General features: G+C 66.0%; 18 protein-coding genes. 9 read left to right on the forward strand and 9 right to left on the reverse strand.

All coding sequences use genetic code 11. The features are described 5' to 3' along the window. The first annotated feature begins 48 nt into the window (after positions 1–48). Both ACIBI6_RS28335 and ACIBI6_RS28340 read left to right on the forward strand, forming a co-directional pair. On the forward strand, positions 49–771 hold the full coding sequence (locus ACIBI6_RS28335; protein ID WP_396958369.1) for a FadR/GntR family transcriptional regulator: 723 nt from the start codon (positions 49–51) through the stop codon (positions 769–771). Positions 772–887: 116 nt separating this feature from the next. Further along, complete coding sequence (locus tag ACIBI6_RS28340; RefSeq protein ID WP_396958370.1) at positions 888–1,580, forward strand: sterol desaturase family protein; 693 nt, start codon at positions 888–890, stop codon at positions 1,578–1,580. A gap of 94 nt (positions 1,581–1,674) precedes the next feature. Here the strand turns inward: ACIBI6_RS28340 and ACIBI6_RS28345 are convergent, their stop codons facing one another. Then, positions 1,675–2,232 carry a TetR/AcrR family transcriptional regulator gene (locus ACIBI6_RS28345; protein ID WP_364349389.1) on the reverse strand — a complete coding sequence of 186 codons (558 nt, stop codon included), beginning with the start codon at positions 2,230–2,232 and terminating at the stop codon, positions 1,675–1,677. Positions 2,233–2,347: 115 nt separating this feature from the next. Between ACIBI6_RS28345 and ACIBI6_RS28350 the strand changes: the two genes are divergently transcribed. The 3 genes from ACIBI6_RS28350 (at position 2,348) to ACIBI6_RS28360 (ending at position 6,451) form a co-directional block, all read left to right on the forward strand. Continuing rightward, complete coding sequence (locus ACIBI6_RS28350; RefSeq protein ID WP_396958371.1) at positions 2,348–3,103, forward strand: carboxymuconolactone decarboxylase family protein; 756 nt, start codon at positions 2,348–2,350, stop codon at positions 3,101–3,103. A gap of 164 nt (positions 3,104–3,267) precedes the next feature. Further along, the gene (locus tag ACIBI6_RS28355; RefSeq protein WP_364349383.1) at positions 3,268–4,173 is read left to right on the forward strand and encodes a hypothetical protein; all 906 of its coding nucleotides are present in this window, start codon (positions 3,268–3,270) and stop codon (positions 4,171–4,173) included. Positions 4,174–4,207: 34 nt separating this feature from the next. Further along, positions 4,208–6,451 carry a heavy metal translocating P-type ATPase gene (locus ACIBI6_RS28360; protein WP_396958372.1) on the forward strand — a complete coding sequence of 748 codons (2,244 nt, stop codon included), beginning with the start codon at positions 4,208–4,210 and terminating at the stop codon, positions 6,449–6,451. Between the two features lie 514 nt (positions 6,452–6,965). Here the strand turns inward: ACIBI6_RS28360 and ACIBI6_RS28365 are convergent. Beyond that, complete coding sequence (locus tag ACIBI6_RS28365; protein WP_396958373.1) at positions 6,966–7,622, reverse strand: maleylpyruvate isomerase family mycothiol-dependent enzyme; 657 nt, start codon at positions 7,620–7,622, stop codon at positions 6,966–6,968. 72 nt (positions 7,623–7,694) lie between these two features. Here ACIBI6_RS28365 and ACIBI6_RS28370 point away from each other — a divergent pair, with 72 nt between their 5' ends. The 3 genes from ACIBI6_RS28370 to ACIBI6_RS28380 all read left to right on the forward strand — a co-directional run bounded on the left by ACIBI6_RS28370 (position 7,695) and on the right by ACIBI6_RS28380 (position 10,628). Beyond that, positions 7,695–8,618 carry a MerR family transcriptional regulator gene (locus ACIBI6_RS28370; protein WP_396958374.1) on the forward strand — a complete coding sequence of 308 codons (924 nt, stop codon included), beginning with the start codon at positions 7,695–7,697 and terminating at the stop codon, positions 8,616–8,618. A gap of 168 nt (positions 8,619–8,786) precedes the next feature. Beyond that, positions 8,787–9,431 (forward strand): dihydrofolate reductase family protein, encoded by a 645-nt coding sequence (locus ACIBI6_RS28375; RefSeq protein WP_396958375.1) that lies wholly within the window; start codon positions 8,787–8,789, stop codon positions 9,429–9,431. Between the two features lie 159 nt (positions 9,432–9,590). Next, positions 9,591–10,628 carry an alpha/beta hydrolase family protein gene (locus ACIBI6_RS28380; protein WP_364349368.1) on the forward strand — a complete coding sequence of 346 codons (1,038 nt, stop codon included), beginning with the start codon at positions 9,591–9,593 and terminating at the stop codon, positions 10,626–10,628. A gap of 119 nt (positions 10,629–10,747) precedes the next feature. Here the strand turns inward: ACIBI6_RS28380 and ACIBI6_RS28385 are convergent, their stop codons facing one another. From ACIBI6_RS28385 to ACIBI6_RS28405, 5 genes are all read right to left on the reverse strand, one after another. After that, positions 10,748–12,307: a protein kinase gene (locus ACIBI6_RS28385; RefSeq protein ID WP_396958376.1), complete on the reverse strand. Its 1,560-nt coding sequence runs from the start codon at positions 12,305–12,307 to the stop codon at positions 10,748–10,750. Positions 12,308–12,422: 115 nt separating this feature from the next. Beyond that, positions 12,423–13,643, reverse strand: a complete 1,221-nt coding sequence (locus ACIBI6_RS28390) for a cytochrome P450 (RefSeq protein ID WP_396958377.1) — start codon at positions 13,641–13,643, stop codon at positions 12,423–12,425. Positions 13,644–13,684: 41 nt separating this feature from the next. Further along, positions 13,685–13,885 (reverse strand): ferredoxin, encoded by a 201-nt coding sequence (locus tag ACIBI6_RS28395; protein WP_364349359.1) that lies wholly within the window; start codon positions 13,883–13,885, stop codon positions 13,685–13,687. A 3-nt stretch (positions 13,886–13,888) separates the two neighbouring features. Then, positions 13,889–14,014 carry a hypothetical protein gene (locus ACIBI6_RS28400; protein ID WP_364349356.1) on the reverse strand — a complete coding sequence of 42 codons (126 nt, stop codon included), beginning with the start codon at positions 14,012–14,014 and terminating at the stop codon, positions 13,889–13,891. A 429-nt stretch (positions 14,015–14,443) separates the two neighbouring features. Beyond that, entirely contained in the window at positions 14,444–15,088 is a 645-nt protein-coding gene (locus ACIBI6_RS28405) for a hypothetical protein (protein ID WP_396958378.1), read from the reverse strand. 386 nt (positions 15,089–15,474) lie between these two features. Here ACIBI6_RS28405 and ACIBI6_RS28410 point away from each other — a divergent pair, with 386 nt between their 5' ends. After that, complete coding sequence (locus ACIBI6_RS28410) at positions 15,475–18,639, forward strand: BTAD domain-containing putative transcriptional regulator (RefSeq protein WP_396958379.1); 3,165 nt, start codon at positions 15,475–15,477, stop codon at positions 18,637–18,639. On the opposite strand, the gene ACIBI6_RS28415 is transcribed toward ACIBI6_RS28410, so the two are convergent. Together ACIBI6_RS28415 and ACIBI6_RS28420 are read right to left on the reverse strand one after the other, a co-directional pair. Beyond that, complete coding sequence (locus ACIBI6_RS28415) at positions 18,623–19,384, reverse strand: ABC transporter permease (RefSeq protein ID WP_396958380.1); 762 nt, start codon at positions 19,382–19,384, stop codon at positions 18,623–18,625. The two genes, ACIBI6_RS28410 and ACIBI6_RS28415, sit on opposite strands and share 17 nt — an antisense overlap. After that, positions 19,381–20,325: an ATP-binding cassette domain-containing protein gene (locus ACIBI6_RS28420; RefSeq protein ID WP_396958381.1), complete on the reverse strand. Its 945-nt coding sequence runs from the start codon at positions 20,323–20,325 to the stop codon at positions 19,381–19,383. Before ACIBI6_RS28420 ends, ACIBI6_RS28415 begins: the two co-directional genes overlap by 4 nt. Between the last annotated feature and the right edge of the window lie 257 nt (positions 20,326–20,582).

A 20,582-nucleotide genomic window follows, 5' to 3' on the forward strand; every position in this document is an offset into this window, starting at 1 on the left:
TGGTATGACCACTTGACCTTCTGACCTTTTCGGCGGAGAGTTTGCGGTATGGCGTTGCAACCTGTGGTCAAGCGGTCGGTATCGGGAGATGTATTCGAGCAGATCGCGGCGGATGTGCTCAGTGGCGAGCTGGCACCCGGCGCGACACTGCCCAGTGAACGGCAGTTGACGCAGGCATTAGGTGTTTCGCGGCCCGCGGTGCGCGAGGCACTACAACGGCTCGCGGCGGCCGGACTGGTAGCGGTGCGGCAGGGAGACGCGACGACCGTGCTGGATTACCGGCGCGGGGCCGGGCTCGAGGTGCTACCGCGGTTGCTGGTTCAGGCCGGTGAGCTGGAACCGAAGGTCGCGCGCAGCATTCTGGAGGCGCGGCTGCACAACGGACCCAAGGTGGCCGAACTAGCGGCAGCCCGACTGGCACAGACCGACCCGGAAGCCGTCCGCGACGAATTGCATCGCACCGTCGAAGCCCTCGCCGCCGAACAGGATCCGATCGCACAGCAGCGCCATGCGATGGAGTTCTGGGATCACATTGTCGACGCTGCCGATTCCATCGTCTTCCGGCTGATGTTCAACATGTTGCGCGCCGCCTATGAACCCGCGCTCGCGGCGCTGGCCCCGATCATGTCCGCCGAGGTCGGCAACGTCGACGCCTATCGCGAATTGGCCGCCGCCATCGTGGCGGGTCGGCCAGAACAGGCCGCCACCACAGCCCGGGCACTACTCGAACCGGCGACCACCGCCCTGATCGAAGTATTGGGAGGGCGCTGACCGCATCTACCGCCGACGTTGCCGTGCGGCGGCGGCAATCCGGATCGCCCTCAGCGGTTCGGAACACCCTTCGCTCGGTGCGCCACGGCACCGACCAGCTCCACCGAGGAACGACCATGACGAAACCACAGTCATCCAGCAAGAATGAAGCCCATCAGGACGGACGGCCGCTGCGCCGCGGCCTAACCCTGGCCGCCGCCTTCCGCGAATTCATTCGGCACCCCTCGCCCTGGCTGATCGGCACCACCCTGGTAGCGGCGCTGGTCGCCCGAATCATTGTGGGCGACTGGCAATTGACCGATGCGCTGGTGCCCGTGGTCATGCTCGCGGTTTTCCCGGTCCTCGAATGGATCGTGCACGTCACGGTATTGCATTGGCGCCCGAAGCAACTCGGCCCGATTCCGATCGATAGTGAACTGGCGCGCAAACATCGTGAGCACCACGTGGATCCGCGCAATATCCCGCTGATCTTCATTCCGACCAAGACGCTTTCGGTACTGGTGGTGGTCCTCAGCGCGATCGTGGTCCTGGCCTTCCCCCGGCTCGGCTCGGGCTTGACGTTCCTGCTGATGATCACCGTCCTCGGCCTTGCCTACGAGTGGACGCACTACCTGATCCACACCGACTACAAGCCGAAAGGCTCGCTCTACCGGGCGGTTTGGCGCAATCACCGCCACCACCACTACAAGAATGAGCACTACTGGTTCACCGTGACCACCTCCGGCACCGCCGACCGTCTACTCGGCACCTATCCCGATCCGGCGACCACGGAAACTTCCCCGACAGCCCGCCACCTGCACTCGGCCTGAAGTCCGCGTGCTGCGGAAAACCAGATCGACGGTGAGCGTGGCGATTCCGGCCTTCTCGCCGTCGTTCGGTCAGGCGAGATCGTTATTCGCCGACTCAGTTCGCCGCGAGCAGACGTTGGGCAATGGCTCGGGCGCGGTCGGCGGCGGCCGGACTCGCCTCGCGAACGGATGTGACGATCGCACCGTCGACGAGGAGAGCGAACTCGGCCGCCAGCTCGGGAGCGTCGCAGCGGCCCGCGGCGGTGAGTAATTCGGTGAGGTAGTCGATGACACGGCGTTTGTGCCGGTCAGCGGCCCGGTGGGCGGCGGAGGTCGGATCGGCCACTTCGACCATGGTGTTGATGAAGGCGCAGCCGCGGAAGTCCTTGCGGGCGAAGCGTTGTGAGAGTGCGTCGAAAACGGCCAGGGGGCGGTCGACCGGATCGTTCGCATTTGCCTCGACCGAGTCCTTCAGCCATTCCAGCCAGCGCAGATCGCGTTCCTCGAGCACCGCGACAACCAGGTCGTCCTTGCTCGCGAAGTGGCGGTAGAAGGAGGCGCGGCCGACGCCGGACTCCTGGAGCAGGCGGTCGATCCCGACCGCCCGGATGCCCTCGGCGTAGAAGAGCTCTTCGGCGGTGGTGAGCAGTCGCTGCTTGGCCTGTGTTGCCATGCACTCACCGTAGCAGAACGGAACTGAGCAGTACCGTCTTGACCATTTCGGAACCAATCAGTACCGTTCTAGTTCGGTACCGATCAGTACCATCACGTTCGAGTTTGGAGTCACGATGTCTCGGCTACCGCTTGTATCGACCGAAACTGCCGACGCCGAGCAGGCCGACCTGCTCAGCGAGGTGCAGCGCCAACTGGGCCGGGTTCCGAATCTCTACGCCGCCATGGCGAACAGTCCCGCGACACTGCGCGGATACCTGAACATGCGCGACGCACTGACTCGCGGCAAGCTCTCCGCCCGCGTCCGCGAGCAACTCGCCCTGCTGGTCGCGAGCGAAAACGGTTGCGATTACTGCGTTGCCGCGCACAGCATGCGAGCGGGCCGGATGGGCTTCACCGAGGAAGCCATCGCGGCCACCCGCGAGGCGCACGCCGATGATCCGCACGCGGATGCGGTGCTGCGGGTCGCACGCGAGGTGCTGCGGTCGCACGGCCGCGTCGAGGATCGCGTCATCCACTCGGCCCGCGAGCGCGGCGTGAGCGATGCCGAGTTGAGCGAGGTGGTCGGCCACATCGCGCTGAATATCTTGTCGAACTACTTCAACCACGTCGCCCAGCCGGAACTGGACTTCCCTCCCGCCGAACCCACGAAAGGCAACACGATGACCGCGAAATGGCGTAAGGCCACCAAAGTTGCTCTGGTCGACGGATATTCACTGCTCGACCGGGATGGACAGCCGGTGCGCGCGATCGATGATGTCGAGATATCGATAGAAGGCGGATTCCTGCACGTCAAGGTCGCGGAGTCGGCCGAGGTGCAGGTGGTTTCCGCGCCCGCGGTGGCTCTGGTCGCCTACCGTCCCGAAGCCTGAACAGCGATAGCCGAGAGCCCGGCCCGGTCAATTACCGAGCCGGGCTCTCGTCATATCGTCCACATACCCTCACCCCGTACCGGCTTGACAATGTACCCTAGGGGGGTATGGTAGAGCCGAGTTCGACGGGACGGCCCGCCGAATAATCCGAACGGAGTCTCCTGATGAACGCAGCAACCAAGTTCACCGGCTTCACCCTCGGTCTCGCGGCGGTCTTCGGGATCGCACTGGCCGTCGGTGCCACGCTCGGGCCGGAATCCACCGAGTCCGCGCACGACTCGCAGGGACATGCGGACATGGGCGAGTCCGATGAGCTGCCCGCGGGGCTCATGGCCAGCGAAAACGGCTACACCTTGCGCTTGGATACCCCGCAGACCACCGCGGCGGCGAATTTCGCGCTGCGGTTTCGCATCCTGAATCGCGACGGCGCACCCGTCACCAGCTACGTCCGCAGCCACGACAAGGATCTGCACCTCATCGTGGTCCGCCGCGATATGGCCGCATTCCAGCACGTGCATCCGGTACTAGACCAAGCCGGAACCTGGAGCGTTCCGCTTGACCTCACCCGGGCCGGCGATTATCGCGTTTTCGCCGACTTCACACCCGAGGGCGGTAAGAATCTGACGCTCGGGGCCGATCTGCGGGTCGCGGGCAACTACGACGCGCAGGCACTGCCCGCGCCGTCGGCTACCGCGCAGGTCGGTGCGTACACCGTCGCGATGAACGGCACGGTCACCCCGGGCCAGGCATCAAAGGTCGTGCTCTCGGTCAGCCGCAATGGCAAACCGGTCACCGATCTGCAGCCCTACCTCGGCGCCTACGGTCACCTCGTGGCATTGCGCGCCACCGACCTCGCCTACCTGCACGTCCATCCGGATGGCAACCCCGGCGACGGTGTGACCCCGGCCGGACCAGGTATTACCTTCTACGTCGACGCCCCGAGCACGGGCGATTACCGACTCTTCCTCGACTTCCAGCACGAAGGCGTGGTTCGCACCGCCGCATTCACCCTTTCGGTCGCCGGTTCCGCACCCGTCCCCGCGGCGGAACCTGCCGGCCACGGCCACTGATCACTACCCTGAGTCGCACAGAACGGAGCACACGATGACCACCGCGACACAACCATCCGCCGGACAGGTCGAATTGGTGATCGGTGGCATGACCTGCGCCTCCTGCGCCAATCGCATCGAGAAGAAGCTGAACAAGCTCGACGGCGTCACCGCGACGGTCAACTATGCGACCGAGAAGGCGCGGGTCGATTTCAGCGGTGACATCTCACCGGAGCAGCTGATCGCCACCGTCGAGCAGGCCGGTTACACCGCCGCGCTGCCGCAGATCGAGGAACCCGCGGAAACCGCCGACGACGACGATCCGACGGCGGCATTGCGAACCCGACTGCTGGTTTCGCTGCTGCTGACGGTTCCGGTCATCGCGCTGGCCATGGTGCCCGCGCTGCAGTTCGACAACTGGCAGTGGCTTTCGCTGACGATGGCCGCGCCGGTCGTGGTGTGGGGTGCACTGCCCTTCCACCGGGCCGCGTGGGCCAACCTGCGCCACGGCACCGCCACCATGGACACCCTGGTGTCGATGGGCACGCTCGCGGCATTCGGCTGGTCGCTGTATGCGCTGTTCTGGGGCACGGCCGGTATGCCAGGTATGAAGCATCCGTTCGAGTTGACCATTGCGCGGATGGACGGCACCGGCAGCATCTACCTGGAGGCCGCGGCGGGCGTCACGACCTTCATCCTGGCCGGACGCTACTTCGAGGCGCGCTCCAAGCGGCGGGCCGGGGCGGCGCTGCGGGCGCTGCTCGAGCTCGGCGCGAAGGAAGTCTCGGTGCTGCGCGGTGGCGTTGAACAGCGGATTCCGGTCGAGCAGTTGAGCGTTGGCGACACCTTCGTGGTGCGGCCCGGCGAGAAGATCGCCACCGATGGTGTGGTCATCGAGGGTTCCTCCGCGGTCGACGCCTCGATGCTCACCGGGGAATCAGTGCCGGTGGAGGTCGGTCCCGAGGACGCGGTGGTCGGCGCGACGGTCAATGTCGGCGGGCGGATCGTGGTGCGCGCCAATCGAATCGGTGCTGATACCCAGCTGGCTCAGATGGCGAAACTGGTCGAGGACGCGCAAACCGGTAAGGCGCAGGCACAGCGGTTGGCCGACCGGATCTCCGGGATCTTCGTGCCGATCGTGATCGCGCTGTCGGCAGCGACCCTCGGATTCTGGTTGGGCACCGGCGGATCGGTCGCCGCGGCCTTCACCGCCGCGGTCGCAGTGCTGATCATCGCCTGCCCGTGCGCGCTCGGACTGGCCACGCCGACAGCGCTGCTGGTCGGCACCGGTCGCGGTGCGCAGCTCGGCATTCTGATCAAGGGGCCGGAGGTGCTGGAATCGACGCGTCGGGTGGATACCGTGGTGCTCGACAAGACCGGCACCGTCACCACCGGCAAGATGACCCTGCTCGATGTCATTGCCGCCGCGGGCGAGGACACCGCCGAGGTGCTGGCACTGGCCGGAGCGCTGGAGGATTCATCGGAACACCCGATTGCCCAGGCGATTGCCAAGGGTGCGCGGGATAAGGTCGGCACGCTGCGGCAGGTCGAGGATTTCGCGAATGTCGAGGGGCTCGGCGTGCAGGGTGTGGTGGACGGCCATGCGGTAGTCGTCGGGCGCGCAAGGCTGCTCGCGGACTGGTCGCAGCAGCTGGACGCCGACCTGGAGCGGGCCATGCAGACAGCGGAAAACGATGGCAAGACCGCCGTCGCGGTGGGTTGGGACGGTAGAGCACGCGGCGTGCTCGTGGTCGCGGATGCGGTGAAACCCACTTCCGCCGAAGCGATCTCGCAGCTGAAGGCGCTCGGTCTCACCCCGATCATGCTGACCGGCGATAACACCGCCGCCGCGAAAGCCATTGCGGCACAGGTCGGTATCGATGAGGTGATCGCGGAGGTGCTGCCCGCCGACAAGGTCGACACCGTCAAGCGGCTGCAGGCCGAAGGCAAGGTGGTGGCGATGGTCGGCGACGGCGTCAACGATGCCGCGGCGCTGGCCCAGGCCGACCTCGGTCTGGCGATGGGCACCGGAACCGATGTCGCCATCGAGGCCAGCGACCTGACCCTGGTCCGCGGTGACCTGCGCGCGGCCGCCGATGCGATCCGGCTGTCCCGCAGGACCCTCGGCACCATCAAGGGCAATCTGTTCTGGGCCTTCGCCTACAACGTCGCGGCGATTCCGCTCGCCATGGCCGGACTGCTGAACCCGATGCTCGCGGGCGCCGCAATGGCGTTCTCTTCGGTCTTCGTGGTCAGCAACAGCCTGCGCCTGCGCGGCTTCCGCTCCACCGCTCAATAGGAATCGGGCGGGACGGCACCCATGTCGTCCCGCCCGATCCTTTGGCTTACTGCAGAATGCCGCTATTTCCCAGTCCCATGGCGGCACTTCCGGTAGCCCATGCAGCGGCAGCACTTCCGGTCGCGGCCAAGAGGGAGAGCAGAATCATCGGTTCGACCTTTCGTAGAGCAACGATCAGCAATCGAAAGCTACTGCCGCCCAAAGGTTGTCCACAATCAGCTGCGCGATACTCTCGGCAACCTCTCGCGACATTGCCAGTCAATTCCCAGCAAGAAATTTCGCGTTTACATGAGCGAGGTCACGCCCTCGATGTCGCCCGAACCCGGTTTGCGGGGCGGACTATCACCTGGACGCCTGCGCACCTGCCGAGGCAGTGTCGACAGGCCGGTCGCCGCACCCAGGAGCCGGCCGGTGCCCATCATGGACAACCCCGAATTCCCACCCGCCGTACACACTCGGATCGAGCGCGACGCCGATGCTATCCGCCCGATCGGTCCGATCGAGGTGGCCGTCACTACCGTCGCTCACGTTGCGCATATAGCGAGGCTCCGGCACCGCTGAGTTGGTGCCAGGCGTGCTGGCGGCCGGTTGTGATCAGGAGCAGGGCGGTGACCGGGCCGGTGATAGTCGATCCGGCACCGGCGGACCAGTCGGTGTCGGTTGCGACGAGGCGGTAGCCGGTGAATTTCTTGCGGGCGCGGAATGGGGCGCCCATCGTCCATATTCGGTTGATTGCCAATCGCGCGGCGGCCACCGGCATGTCATGGGCGATGCCGAGTGGGACCGCGATGTCCTGGCCGTGCACCAGTAGGTCCATCAGGCGATCGGCAGGTGTCGTGCCGATCGCCGTGACCCGTGCGTCGATGCTGTCGCGCAACTCGCCGAGCAGTTGCTGGGTCGTGACGCGCTCTGCGTAGCGAATGGCGGTATCGCGAATCGCCCGGTCCAGGCTGCCGCGGGCGCGGATCACATTGATCAGGATCCAACCGATGGAGGCGCGGGCCGACAACACCACATGCGCGACGACATCGCGCACGCGCCAGCCATCGCACAGCGAAGGACGGTCCCAGTCGGCTTCCGACAGCGGCTCCAATAGCTCGACCAGACCGGCTCGCTCGGCGGCGACAGCCCGCCAGATCTGGTCGGCGCTCATCATCGTGTCCTCGGTCATTCGCGTAACTCCTTGTCCCGGTTGACGTTCCAGTAGGGTAGGAACTCCACCGAGGTGGAGGTTCCAGCGAATGTGACCGAGAACACACACCGCGGCGGCCTCGTGAGTATCGGAGAGCTGTCGCGAATCACCGGCGTACCGGTCCGCACGCTGCGCTTCTACTGCGATAACGGGGTTCTGCAATCGCGGCGCAGCGGTGGCGGGCATCGGCTGTTCGATCCACTGACCACGGTCGATCAGGTGCTGCTGGTGCGTCGACTGCGAATGCTCGGCCTGAGCTTGTCGGCGATCATCGAAGTTCTCACCGGCACCCTGACCACCGCCGATGCGATCGCCGCGGAACGCGCCGCACTCGACACCGAACTCGGCCTGCTGTCCTGGCGGCGCGCATCGCTACGCGCCGTCGAGGAAGCGCCACCCGCCGAACGTGCCCGACGGTTGGAACTGCTTGCGTCCGTACATGATCGGCACCGCGCGCACGACACGCTGGTGACGTTCTGGCGGACACTGCTCGCACCGATCCCACCGGCACTGTTCGACGGATTCGTCACTATGAACATCCCGCACCTACCCGACGATCCGACTCCCCAGCACATCGTCGCCTTCGCCGAACTCACCACCCACATCGCCGATCCCGCATGCACCGCCGCGATGTCACGACAACTCTGGCGGACGAATCCGACCAGAATCCACGACAAACTCGCACTGGTCACCGGGGTCGCCGAAGCATGCGCGGCCGTGGACTCGCTCGGTACACAACCGCACACCGGCCCCGAACTCGACCGGTTCATCGACGCGCACGCCACCGCCCGCCGCGACCGCGACACCCCACGACTGCGTTACCGACTCCTCGACGACGCCCCCGACAACGACCCGCGCATCCATCGCTACTGGAAACTAACCACCGAGATCACCGGAACCACCACCGCCGGAGCGGCTCTCGACTGGCTATACCGAGCACTCGCACAGTGGGCCGATGACGTCCATCCGCGGTAGGCGGTCGACGTGCGGCGATACACAGTCGCGGCCGCGGTCGGCACCTGCTGCGGTCGGCAAGCGCTCTATTCGAGAGGCCATTGGATCGTCGCGACCAACTGGTTGCACAATAGGATCAGTCTAGGTAGATTCCCAACCGATTGCATATTGCAATCAGAAGGGATTCCGATGACACAGCTGGTCCGAGTTCAGAACTTCAACGTCTCCAGCGACGGATACGGCGCGGGCGAGGGACAGAGCCGCGAGCACCCATTCGGCCACGCCGACCCGACAGCGCTCTTCTCCTGGGCGGGCGCCACCGCCCACTGGCCCAACCGAACCGATCCCGGCGGAACCTACGGCCTCGACGACTACTGCACCCGCGACTTCACCAACAACATCGGCGCCGAGATCATGGGACGCAACAAATTCGGTCCACAGCGGGGACCGTGGGAGAACTACGACTGGCAGGGCTGGTGGGGCGACGAACCCCCGTTCCACACACCGGTTTTCGTCCTCACTCACCATGTGCGCCCCTCGATCACCTTGGGGGAAACCACGTTTCACTTCCTCGATGCGTCTGCGAAAGACGCACTGGCGCTGGCATTCGACGCCGCCGATGGCAAGGATGTGCGAATCGGCGGCGGTGTCGCCACAGTCCGGGAATTTCTCGACGCCGATCTCATCGACAACATGCACATCGTCGTCGCACCAGTCGAACTCGGTCGCGGTGAAAGGTTATGGACAAGCCCCGACGAACTCGTCGACCGTTTTCATCTGGAGCAGATCCCGAGCCCGAGCGGTGTGATACATCACTTCTTCTGGCGGAGGTGACGCCACTCTCGGCCGCAACGCTCAGCAACCCCCAGGACTGGGGGCTTCCGGCGGCATCCGTCGTCCGATTCGATCTACGGTAGTGACGATTGCCCATTTGGCGGGTCAGCCAAACGGGTTCGAACGTTGCGCGGATGCGATTTTCAGGAGTGACGCGGTATGCGATTCAGAGATCTCGTTGCGGCGGCCGCCGCTGTGACGGTCGTCGGCACGGGAGTGAGCCTGATGGCGCCTACCGCCTCGGCCGCACCGATCAACAGCGCGGCCAAGGCACCGGACGGTTCCTACATCGAGAAAGTAGAGACCCGCGGCGACCGCAAGCTGCAGCTCGAGATTCACTCCACGGCCATGGATCGCACCTTCCCGGTCCTGGTGGATCTGCCTGCGGACAACTCGGTCCCGCGCCCGACGCTGTATCTGGTCAACGGGGGCGGCGGCGGTGTCGACGGTAACGCTTCTTGGGACCAGAAGACCGACGCCAAGGAATTCCTCGGCGACAAGAACATCAACGTCGTCGAGCTGATCGGCGGCCGGTGGAGCTACTTCGCCGACTGGCGCGCGTCCGATCCGGTGCTCGGCGTCAACAAATGGCAGACCTTCTACACCGAGGAGCTGCCTCCAATCATCGATGCGGCACTGGGCACCAACGGCAAGAACTCGATCGCGGGCTACTCGATGGCCGGGACATCGGTCCTGATGCTGGCGATCACCAAGCCTGGCCTGTTCCAGAATGTCGGCGCCTACAGCGGCTGTGCGCAGACCAGCGATCCGGTCGGCAAGAAGTTCGTGCAGACCACGGTCGAAACGTGGGGCGGCGGTAACCCGGACAATATGTGGGGACCTGCCGACAACCCGCTCTGGCAAGCCAACGATCCGGTCCTGCACGCCGATAAACTGCGCGGCACGAACCTCTGGGTCGCAGCAGGCGGCGGCCTGCCCGGTGCGCACGACGCGCCCGGCGACCCGTTCATCATGGGCGATGACAAGTACAACCCGATCAGCGTGGCCAACCACGTCGTCGTCGGCGGCATCATCGAGGCCGCGATGAGCGCCTGCTCGCGCAACCTCCAGAACCGGTTGAACGACTTGGGAATTCCGGCGACCTTCGACCTGCCCCCGACCGGCACCCACACCTGGGGCTACTGGCAGGACGACCTCAAGCAATCCTGGCCGGTGCTGTCCAAAGATCTCTACTGACCCAACCGCATTCCGGGCCCCGACCTGTGCCAGCCACAGGCCGGGGCCCGTTGCTATCGACACCCCCGCATCGGCCGCGACTCGCCGGTATCGACGCTTCGCGGGCGATCGGCTCGCAGTTACCCGACTGACATGGTCACGCCGGAGGACGACGGGGCACCATGTAGGACCAGCTGGCTCGGGGCGTCGTTCTTCTTGTCGTTTTTCTTTCCGTTCTTATCCTTGCCAGGTAGGTCGAAGGCCAGCCGGATCGTGCGGGAACTGCCGGGATCGATCGGGTCGACGGCATTGCTCAGTTCGGTGGTCGCCGTCGCGTCGGGGGTGAGGGTGCGGCCCGCGGCGGTGATCAGGCGCTGATCGGCGATGCGAAAGCCTTGGCCGTGTTGGGAGACGTTGGTCACCGTCAGCGTCACGATGGTGTAGGAACCGCCCGGGCTCGCCGACCCGGTGCGGCTCACGTTGGATACCACCCCGGTGATGGTGAAAGCGAAGTTCCCGTCGCGCACCGCACCGGCCGGAACCGGGGATTGTCCACCGGTCGAGGGCGGCAGCGAATTGGTCGAGGCAACAGCGGACGTCGTGGTGGCTGGAGCTGAGTCGGAGCCGAGGACGCCGCTCAGCAGCCACAGTGCCGCCGCGGCGACAAGTGCCAGCCCGGCGGCGATCGGTAACCACCAGCGCGCCAGCAGCTTTCGCCGAGGGTGCGCGGCCGCTGCAGGTGACACTGTGCGGGGCTCGTGCGTTCGCGGCGCCGGCCGGGGCTCGGCCAAGGTCGGGGGCGGGCCGACGGCGGTCATGACGCGGGTCGGACCGCCCGATGTCACAGGGGCCGCGACCGGCGGGGCCGGGAGCTCCGATGCGGGCCCACCCAAGGCCGCACCTGCCGCGGCGGCGAATCCCCCCGCGCTGGCGTAGCGTTCCCCCGGTTCTTTGGCCATACCGCGGGCGATAACAGCATCCAGTGCTGGCGGGATACCTTCGACCGCCCGCGACGCACGCGGAGGTTCGGACATCAAATGCGCATGCATCTGCCGTGCGGGATCGCCGTCACCATATGGCAGCTTCCCGGTAAGGGCCTCATACAGCACACAGGCCAGCGAATAGACATCCGAGCGGGCATCGGCCGTACCAGTGAACCGTTCCGGCGCCATATAGCCCAAGGTCCCCACCACTAAGCCGGTGGCCGTGAGAGCGCTGCCGTCGGCGGCGCGGGCGATACCGAAGTCGATCAGATACACGAAACCGCTGGTGTCTTCGAGGATATTGCCCGGCTTGACATCCCGATGAACAAGCCCGGCCGCATGTGCGGCATCCAGCGCCTCCGCGGCCTGGGCGATGACCTCGACCGCCCGAGTCGGCACCAGTGCACCCGAGCGCAGCCGTGTGGCCAGATCGATGCCCTCGATGTAGACCATCTCCAAAAACAGATGACCATCGACCTCGCCGAAGGCGCGGATCGGCACGATGTGCGGGTTGCGCACCTGGGCGCCCAGCCGGGCCTCCCGCTCGAAACGGCGTCGATAGGCCGGATCGGCGGAATACGCCGCGGACAACACCTTCAACGCGACGATACTGCCGGTGCGGTCGCGCGCCAACCACACCTCACCCATACCGCCACGACCCACCAAGTGTTCGAGGTGGTAGATCCCGAACGAGCCGCCAGCGCTCTGCACCGACACACCCTGACCGTATCGCTGCGTAGCGCTGCCCCGGCAGCCGGGGAGACCCGGTGCGCTCGTGCCCTCAGGGCGGGGATCCGGCGGATCCCCGCCCTGAGCAGCTCGGCCGACGGTTTTACCGGGCAGTCCAGGTGACCGGCAGTTCGTGGACGCCGTAGATATTCATGTCGGTCCTGAGTTTCACCTCGTCGGCGGGGATGGCGAGGGCGAGGGTCGGGAAGCGACGCAGCAGCCCGGCGAAACCGGCGCGCATTTCGATGCGGGCCAGTTGCTGGCCGAGGCACTGGTGGATGCCGTGGCCGAAGGACACGAGACCGCGGGCCTTACGGTGCACGTCCAGCGTGTCGGGCTCGTCGAAGCGCTGGGGGTCACGGTTGGCGGCCAGCAGCGAGACGACGACGGTCGATCCCTTGCCGATTGTTTCGCCGCCGAGTTCGATGTCGTCGGTGGCGTAGCGATAGAAGATGTCGGCGACGGACAGGTAGCGCATGAGTTCCTCGACGGCATCGGGGACCAGATCCGGGTCGGCACGCAATTCGGCCAGCTGGTCCGGATGTTCCAGGAGCGCGAAGGTGCCGAGCGCCAACATATTCGCGGTGGTCTCGTGGCCCGCGAGCAGCAGCAGGAAGGCGATGCCTACCAGCTCCTCGATGCTGAGGTCGTCATGGCGGGCCAGATCCGACAGTAGGTCGTCGCCGGGTTCGGCGCGTTTACGCGTGACCAGTTCGGCAAGGTAGGTGTTCATCGCGCCGAACGCGGCCATCTTCTCCTCCAGCGTCTGGTCCTTGACCAAGAACTGGGCGGAGTTGACCTGGAAAGTTTCCCGGTCCGCGTACGGGACACCGAGCAGTTCGCAGATCACCAGCGAGGGCACCGGCAGTGCGAATGCCTTGACCAGGTCGACCGGCGGGGTCAGGCGCGCCATCTCGTCCAGTTGCCGCTCGGTAATCTCGATGATGTGCTCTTCGAGCTGCTTCATCCGTTTGACGGTGAAGGCGCCGGTGAGCTTGCGCCGCAGGCGGGTGTGGTCCGGCGGGTCCATGGCGATGAACAAGCCGGGGATCTGCGGGGACGGTTCGGTGGCGGCGGGCATGCCGGGGGTTTCGTACGGCACGTGGACAATGCCGATGTCCTGGCGGGAGCTGAACCGGGTGTCGGCCATGAGCTTGCGGACCGCGTCGTAGCCGGTGACGAGCCAGCCCTCGTGACCATCGGGGAAGAGCATGGGGCTGACCGGGCGAACCTCGCGCAGCCGGGTGATCTCGCGGGGCGGGGCGAAGGGGCCCGCATTGCGTTCCATGGGGAGGCCGTGCGGGACGGGAACCGTTTGAGTCATCGGGTTTTCCTGATCAGGTAATAGGGATGAATTGGCAGGGTCTAGTCGCCGGAGACGATGGTGATCGCGCCGGACGGGCAGATCTGGGCGACCTCGCGGACGGCCGACTCCCACTCGGGTGCGGGTGTGGTGTCCAGTGGCACCACTCGGCCGTCCTCGTCGTTCTGGTCGAATACTCCGGGCGCGGTCAGTACGCACATGCCGGCGCCGATGCAGCGTTCCCGGTCCACCCTGAGTTCCATCGGTTACCCCTTCTTCGAAATGACCGGGCCGCTGATGAGCGCGTACGTGCCCAGCCCGATACCGTCGAGGATCGTCTTGTCGCCGTATGCCTTCCGCAGCCCGGAAGCTGAAATTGCTGAACTATTCACATGAACACTGTCGCCAGGCCGCCTGATATCGAGCTGACATCGACCTGACACAGTGTTCGACCTGGTCACACCGGACGTCGCGGATGCCCGTTGGCCGTGATGACGGCCGCGCGCTCGGGCAATGGCTGTGTGTCGTGCAACCCGCCACGCGCTTGGCGCCGGCTGTCCGCGGCGCGATGTCCGTGGACGGTGTGCCATTCGATGCCCGCGCACCGTGGGGCCATGGGTGCACCGCCCTCCGGCTGTACACCGCGCTGAGATCATTTCGGATAGGGAGTTGCCGTCGCCGAGGCAACCGGGAAGTTCGCACGCGAGCTGGCGTGCACTGGCCGCGACTCAACCTGCGACCGCAGGAAAGCCGACCGATCCCGGCGCACGACGCCGAGGTGGCATCGTGCCGCCGGTCAAGTGTCGACAGAGCCGGGTACATTACGCCGCGATGGCGTGCCGAATGATGATGTTGCCGTAGGAGTTACGCGCGTACACCTGCACCGTGTCCTCGTTGTGCTCACGCCGGTCGACCGGTTGCATCTGGTTCTGCACGGTGCCGTGCTGGGCATTGGTCTCCACCCGGACCGCGCTGCTCGGGCTGATACCTACCTCCAATTCGCCCATGGACGTCTCCAGCCGCACCACGCCGCGCGATGCTTCGCCGATGCGGATATTGCCCTTGGCGGTTTTCGCGGTCACCGAATCGCGCGGACGCTCGATGATGATGTCGCCGGCGGCGATCTCGAGGTCGCACTGTCCGAGTTCACCGGTGCCCAGCAATCGACCGACACCGGCGGTGCCCTCGAGCCGGGAGCCGGTGGGCACCTCGATGATCACCTCGATCGACGGGTTGCCGCCGAACGGGGTGTAGGTGCGCCAGTCCTTCGGCGTCTTGACGGTCAGGGTGCCATCACTGAAATCGACCTGGGTTTGTTCGGCGGCGCGCACGTCTCCCTTCTTGGATGCATCGGCCGGCCGGACCTCGACAATGGTGTCGGTACGGTCGGATGCGTTGACCGTGACAGTGCCCGAGAGCACATCAACGGTGACGGCGATCGGTTCGGCGGTCTGGAATGCGTACATGGCTGTTCTCCTTCAGCGTGTGAATCGGTTGGTGTGAACCCGCGTTTGCTGTGCTGTTCACGGGAACTACTGTCGCCAGCGCCGCTGATACCGACCTGACGCCGACCTGACACGCCGACCGGCACGGTGTTCGGCCTGGTCAGAGCGGTCGAATTTCTTGCTGGGCAAGTTGTGCGCAGGGTGCGCTACCGCTGATTGCCCGGCCGTGGAACCGGTGGAAAATCGTTGGCGCCTACTTTTGCGGGCTGCTGGTCCCAGCGGCGGCAATCCGAGGGCGGGGCCGACTTGCGGTGCACGGCAGAATGGTCCAAGTGCAGATCGGGATGCTTGGACCGCTCGAGATTCGAGTAGATGACGGGGGATTGTTAGAGGTACCAGGTACTCGGTTGCGGGCGCTGTTGATCGCTCTCGCGCTCGAACCCGGTCGTGCGGTCCCGAAAGCCAAGCTGATCGACTGGATTTGGGGTGAGCAGCCACCGTCCGACGCGGCGAATGCCTTGCAAGCACTGGTTTCCCGGCTGCGGCGAGCGCTGCCGGACGGGGCACTCGACGTGCAGGCGGGCGGATACCGGCTGACGGTGGATTCCGACGCGGTCGATGCCGTGCGTTTCGAACAGCTTCTCGACCAAGCCCGCGGCGCTGGCGACACGCACCAGGCCGAGGTGCTGCGCGAGGCCCTCGACCTGTGGCGCGGAGCGCTGATGCAGGACGTCGGTGTGCAGGACAGTGCGGCCGTCGACGCGGTGATCAACCGACTCGAGGGGCTGCGCCTAGCCGCCATGGAGGATCTGTACGAAACGGAGATCCGCCTCGGCCGAGGTACGGAGCTGGTTGCCGAGCTGACCGAGCTGGTGGCCCGACATCCGGTGCGGGAACGGCTAGTCGCCGCGCTGATGCGTGCGCTCGCCGCCGCGGGCCGTGGCGCCGAGGCGCTGATCGTGTACCAGCGTGCCCGGGAAGCCCTCGCCGACGAGCTGGGCGTGGATCCCGCACCGGAGCTTTCCGCATTACACGTCGCGCTGCTACGCGGCGAAATCGGAGCGCGGGACAACGACCGCAACACGAACCTGCGGGCCGAGTTGACCAGCTTCGTCGGCAAGAACGGGGACATCGCCGCGGTGCGCGAACTCATCGCGGCACACCGGCTCACCACGGTGACCGGGCCCGGTGGCTCGGGGAAAACCAGGCTGGCCCTGGAAACCGCACGGACGCTGCTCGACGACCTACCGGACGGGGCCTGGCTGGTCGAACTGGCGTCCGTCGGCACGAGTGGTGACGTCGCGCAATCGGCGCTCGCCGCACTCGGGCTCCGAGATGCGCTGCTCGGCGCCGCACCGAATGCAGAACCGATGGACCGGCTCATCGCGGCGCTCCGCGAACGCGAGACGCTGTTGATCCTGGACAACTGTGAACACGTGATCGACGCCGCGGCGGCATTCGCCCACCGGCTGCTCGGCGAGTGTCAGCGGCTGCGGATCCTCGCGACGAGCAGGGAACCGCTGGGCATCACGGGTGAGGCGTTATGGCAGGTCGTGCCCCTGGCGTTGCCCGCCGAGGACGCGAACCCCGGCGAGATCGAGTCCTCCGCCGCCGTTCAGCTGTTGCGGGACCGGGCCGGCGTCGTGCACAAGGATCTCGCGGCCGATGCCCGCACACTGTCGACCATGGCGCGCGTCTGCCGGGCGCTCGATGGGATACCGCTGGCGATCGAACTGGCCGCGGCCAGACTGCGCACCATGTCCCTCGATCAGCTCGCCAACCGCCTCGACGATCGGTTCCGGCTGCTGACCGGTGGCAGCCGTACCGCGATCCCGCAGCACCGGACGTTGCGAGCGGTGGTCGACTGGAGCTGGGAGCTGCTCACCGACGCCGAACGGATGGTGCTGCGCAGGCTCGCGGTGTTCTCCGGCGGCGCGAGTTTGGAGGCGGCCGAGCAGGTCTGCGCGGATACGGGCGGCGGGCCCGAAGGGCAGGGGGGCGGAAAAAACACGGGGGGCGGGCCCGAAGAGCAGGGGGGTGGGAAAAACACAGCGGTCGAGCGGTGGGAGGTGCTGGAGCTGCTGACCGCGCTGACCGAGAAATCGCTGCTGCTCTCTGTGGCGGACAGTGCTCCTCCCGCCGGCTCGCCCGGTGGGCCGCGCTATCGGATGCTCGACACGATCAAGCAGTACGCCCGGGACCGGCTCGTGGCGTCGGGGGAATCGGATCTTGTACGCCGAGAGCATCTTTCGTACTTCACCGAACTCGCCGCGACCGCGGAGCCGCACCTGCGCCGCGCCGACCAGTTGGAGTGGCTCGCCACGCTCGAGACCGAGCACGACAACATCGCCGTCGCGATGCGCGGCGCACTCGCGGCCGGGGACGTGCCGGGGGCGATGCGGCTCGCGGCGGCAGCGGGCTGGTACTGGTGGCTCAGCGGGCACAAGGCCGAGGGCATGGAGCTGATCACCGCGGCCGCCGACCTGCCCGGCGAGGTGGATGATGAGACCCTGGCCATCGTGTACGGGCTGATCGTGCACTTCATGTCCTCCGGCCCCAATGACGAGCGCCAAGTCGACGAATGGATCCACAAGGCGTACCGGTTCAGCCAGCGCAGTCGGTCCCGCTACCCGCTGCTGGCATTCACCGCCGCGCTGGAACACATGTTGCAGGGGCCGGACCAGTATCTGTCCGCGTTCGAACCGCTGCTCACCGACGAAGACCCCTGGGTGCGTGCACTGGCCCGGCTGCTCCTGGGCAGGATGCGGATCGTGCTCGGTCAGGACGGGCGGGAGGCGGAGGAGTATCTCGAGACCGCGCTAGCCGAATTCCGGGCCATCGGCGAGCGCTGGGGGATTTCGTTCGCGCTGACCGAGCTGGCGGATCGAATCGCCGTGCGTGGCGAATTCGCCACTGCCTGCAAGTATTTCGATCAGGCGATCGCGGTGGTCACCGAGGTGGGCACCATCGACGATGTCGTCCGAATGCGCTCGCGGCAGGCGCAGCTGTACTGGCTACTGGGTGATGCGGAGGCGAGCGCGGCGGCGATGGCCGAGGCGCAGCGGTGCGCGGATCAGTCCGCCTGGCCGAACACACTGGCTGTTTTGGCCCTGGAGCAGGCGGAGCTGGCCCGTTGGAACGGCGACACCGAGCAGACATACCGGCAGATCGCCGTCGCGACAACCGCGCTGGGCAGCGATGCGGAGCAGGCGCAGATCAGGGCGGTGATACACAACCAGCTCGGCTACCTCGCAGACGGTCTCGACGAAGCCCGCGAAGAATACGCAGCGGCCTTCCGGGCGGCGTCCGAGGCGGGATACGCGCCCCTGCTCGCCCAGGTACTCGTCGGAATCGCGGACCTGGCGCTGCGTGCCGACCAAATCGAGCAGGCCGTACGGCTGCTCGCGGCGAGTGCCGCAGTACGCGGACTGACCGATCGTTCCCAACCGGATGTGGCCCGCATCGAACAGACAGCACGACATCGCCTCGGTGAGCCGCGCTTCACCGAGGCGATGACCGAGGGTGCCCAGGCGGACTGGCGTGGGCTGGTCGCAACTACGCTCGCTTGTTGAACGTGGCACGTGACCACACGTATCCGACAAGGGCGAAACCGGCACACCAAGCCAGCGCCGCGGCCGTGTAGCCGCCGGACGGATGACCGGTAAGAAACCCACGCAGTGATTCGATGATCGGCGTGAAGGGCTGATACTGCGCGAACTGCCGCACGCCCTGTCCCATCTTCTCGGCGGGCACGACCGCGCTGCTCACAAACGGCAGCATGATCAGCGGCACCACGCCCATACCCGCGGATTCCGGAGTTTTCGCAGCCATTCCCAGCGCGACCGTGAGCCAGGAGGCCGCGAAAGATGTCGCCGCCATGATGCCGATCGCGCCGAGCCAGTCGAGCGCGGTCGCCGGCGGCCGGAACCCCAGCGCGAAGGCCACACCGATAACGGCCGCGATGGCTACCGCATTGGTCAGTATGGTGGCCACGACGTGACCGGTCAGTACGGCGCTACGGGAGACATCCATAACCTTGAACCGGTTGATAATGCCCTTCGCCATATCGGAGCTCACCGATACCGCGGTACCCGACAACCCGTAGCTGACGGCCAGCAGGATCATGCCCGGTGTCGCGTAATCGATGTAGTGTTCGCCGACATCGAAGGCGCTGCCGAACACGTACACGAAGATCAGCATCATCACGACCGGCATCAGAGCCGCGTTGAATACCGTGACCGGAGTTCGGGCGATGTGTTTGAAGTTGCGCCGCAGCATGATCGACGAATCGGCCAGCGGTGCGGAAATGGTGCTCATTGTGCGTTGGCCTCCATAGTTGCGTGACCGGTCAGGGAAAGGAAAACGTCATCGAGGTCGGGGGTGTGGACGGAGACTTCGTCGGCGTCGATCGAGATTTCGGCGAGCCGATCCAGCAGGTGGCGCAATGATTTCGTCCCGCCGTCGCCCGGTACCCGCAAAGTCAGCGCCTCGTCGTCCCGGGTGGAGCCGGGCAGGATCCGCGCCGCCGCATCCAGTTCCGTCACCGTGGTGAACCGAAGCCGGATGTGGCTGCCGGGCAGCTGGCGCTTGAGGTCGTCGGGAGTGCCCTCGGCGACTATGCGGCCCTGGTCGAGAACCGCGATCCGGTCGGCCAACTGATCGGCTTCCTCGAGATACTGGGTGGTGAGAAAGATCGTTACGCCATCGGACGTCAGATCCCGCACGATTTCCCACATCGTGCGGCGGCTACGCGGATCCAGCCCCGTGGTCGGCTCGTCAAGGAACACGATTTCCGGCCTGGTGACCAGCGTCATGGCCAGGTCGAGCTTGCGGCGCATACCCCCGGAATAGGTCACCGCCCGCTTGCGTGCCGACTCCACCAGATCGAATCGTTCCAGCAGCTCGGTGATCACCCGCTTGCCCTCGGCGCCCCGCAGACGGTGGATATCCGCCATCAACCGCAGGTTCTCCTCGCCCGTCAGCAGATCATCCACCGCCGCGAACTGACCGGTGACCCCGATCGCCGCGCGCACCGCCTTGGTCTGGGACGCGATATCGTGCCCGGCAACACTCGCTGTGCCGCTATCGGCCTTCAACAGCGTGGTCAGCACATTCACTGTCGTTGTCTTACCGGCCCCATTCGGACCGAGTAGAGAAAAAATCGTCCCGGCACCGATATCCAAATCAATGCCATCGAGGACGACTTTGTCCCCGTACGCCTTTCGCAGCCCAGTCGCCGCAATCGCTGAAGTTGTCATGGCGACTACTGTCATCGGCGGGCCTGATACCGACCTGACACCGAGCTGACACGGTGTTTGCCCCGGTCACAGCGATTGGCCAGCGGATACGGCGCGGTCAGCGATCCAGCGTGGCTTCCCTGCTGTCCAGCGGCTCCACCCACGAGGGTGCCCCAGTCATCAGCCCGTGGTGGCGTGGACTCTCGCAGCGTCGAATGTCCTCGCGGCGGCGATGGTTCCGATGCGACGGGCGATCGACCGGACGGCTCCGAATGGGG

The sequence above is a fragment of the Nocardia sp. NPDC050412 genome, assembly GCF_044458825.1.
Classification (GTDB): domain Bacteria; phylum Actinomycetota; class Actinomycetes; order Mycobacteriales; family Mycobacteriaceae; genus Nocardia.

Excerpts from the sequence above, each read along its gene's own strand:
- ACIBI6_RS28335 (WP_396958369.1), top strand. The coding sequence starts at position 49 with ATGGCGTTGCAACCTGTGGTCAAGCGGTCGGTATCGGGAGATGTATTC.
- ACIBI6_RS28340 (WP_396958370.1), top strand. The coding sequence starts at position 888 with ATGACGAAACCACAGTCATCCAGCAAGAATGAAGCCCATCAGGACGGA.
- ACIBI6_RS28345 (WP_364349389.1), bottom strand. The coding sequence starts at position 2,232 with ATGGCAACACAGGCCAAGCAGCGACTGCTCACCACCGCCGAAGAGCTC.
- ACIBI6_RS28350 (WP_396958371.1), top strand. The coding sequence starts at position 2,348 with ATGTCTCGGCTACCGCTTGTATCGACCGAAACTGCCGACGCCGAGCAG.
- ACIBI6_RS28355 (WP_364349383.1), top strand. The coding sequence starts at position 3,268 with ATGAACGCAGCAACCAAGTTCACCGGCTTCACCCTCGGTCTCGCGGCG.
- ACIBI6_RS28360 (WP_396958372.1), top strand. The coding sequence starts at position 4,208 with ATGACCACCGCGACACAACCATCCGCCGGACAGGTCGAATTGGTGATC.
- ACIBI6_RS28365 (WP_396958373.1), bottom strand. The coding sequence starts at position 7,622 with ATGACCGAGGACACGATGATGAGCGCCGACCAGATCTGGCGGGCTGTC.
- ACIBI6_RS28375 (WP_396958375.1), top strand. The coding sequence starts at position 8,787 with ATGACACAGCTGGTCCGAGTTCAGAACTTCAACGTCTCCAGCGACGGA.
- ACIBI6_RS28380 (WP_364349368.1), top strand. The coding sequence starts at position 9,591 with ATGCGATTCAGAGATCTCGTTGCGGCGGCCGCCGCTGTGACGGTCGTC.
- ACIBI6_RS28390 (WP_396958377.1), bottom strand. The coding sequence starts at position 13,643 with ATGACTCAAACGGTTCCCGTCCCGCACGGCCTCCCCATGGAACGCAAT.
- ACIBI6_RS28395 (WP_364349359.1), bottom strand. The coding sequence starts at position 13,885 with ATGGAACTCAGGGTGGACCGGGAACGCTGCATCGGCGCCGGCATGTGC.
- ACIBI6_RS28405 (WP_396958378.1), bottom strand. The coding sequence starts at position 15,088 with ATGTACGCATTCCAGACCGCCGAACCGATCGCCGTCACCGTTGATGTG.
- ACIBI6_RS28415 (WP_396958380.1), bottom strand. The coding sequence starts at position 19,384 with ATGAGCACCATTTCCGCACCGCTGGCCGATTCGTCGATCATGCTGCGG.
- ACIBI6_RS28420 (WP_396958381.1), bottom strand. The coding sequence starts at position 20,325 with ATGACAACTTCAGCGATTGCGGCGACTGGGCTGCGAAAGGCGTACGGG.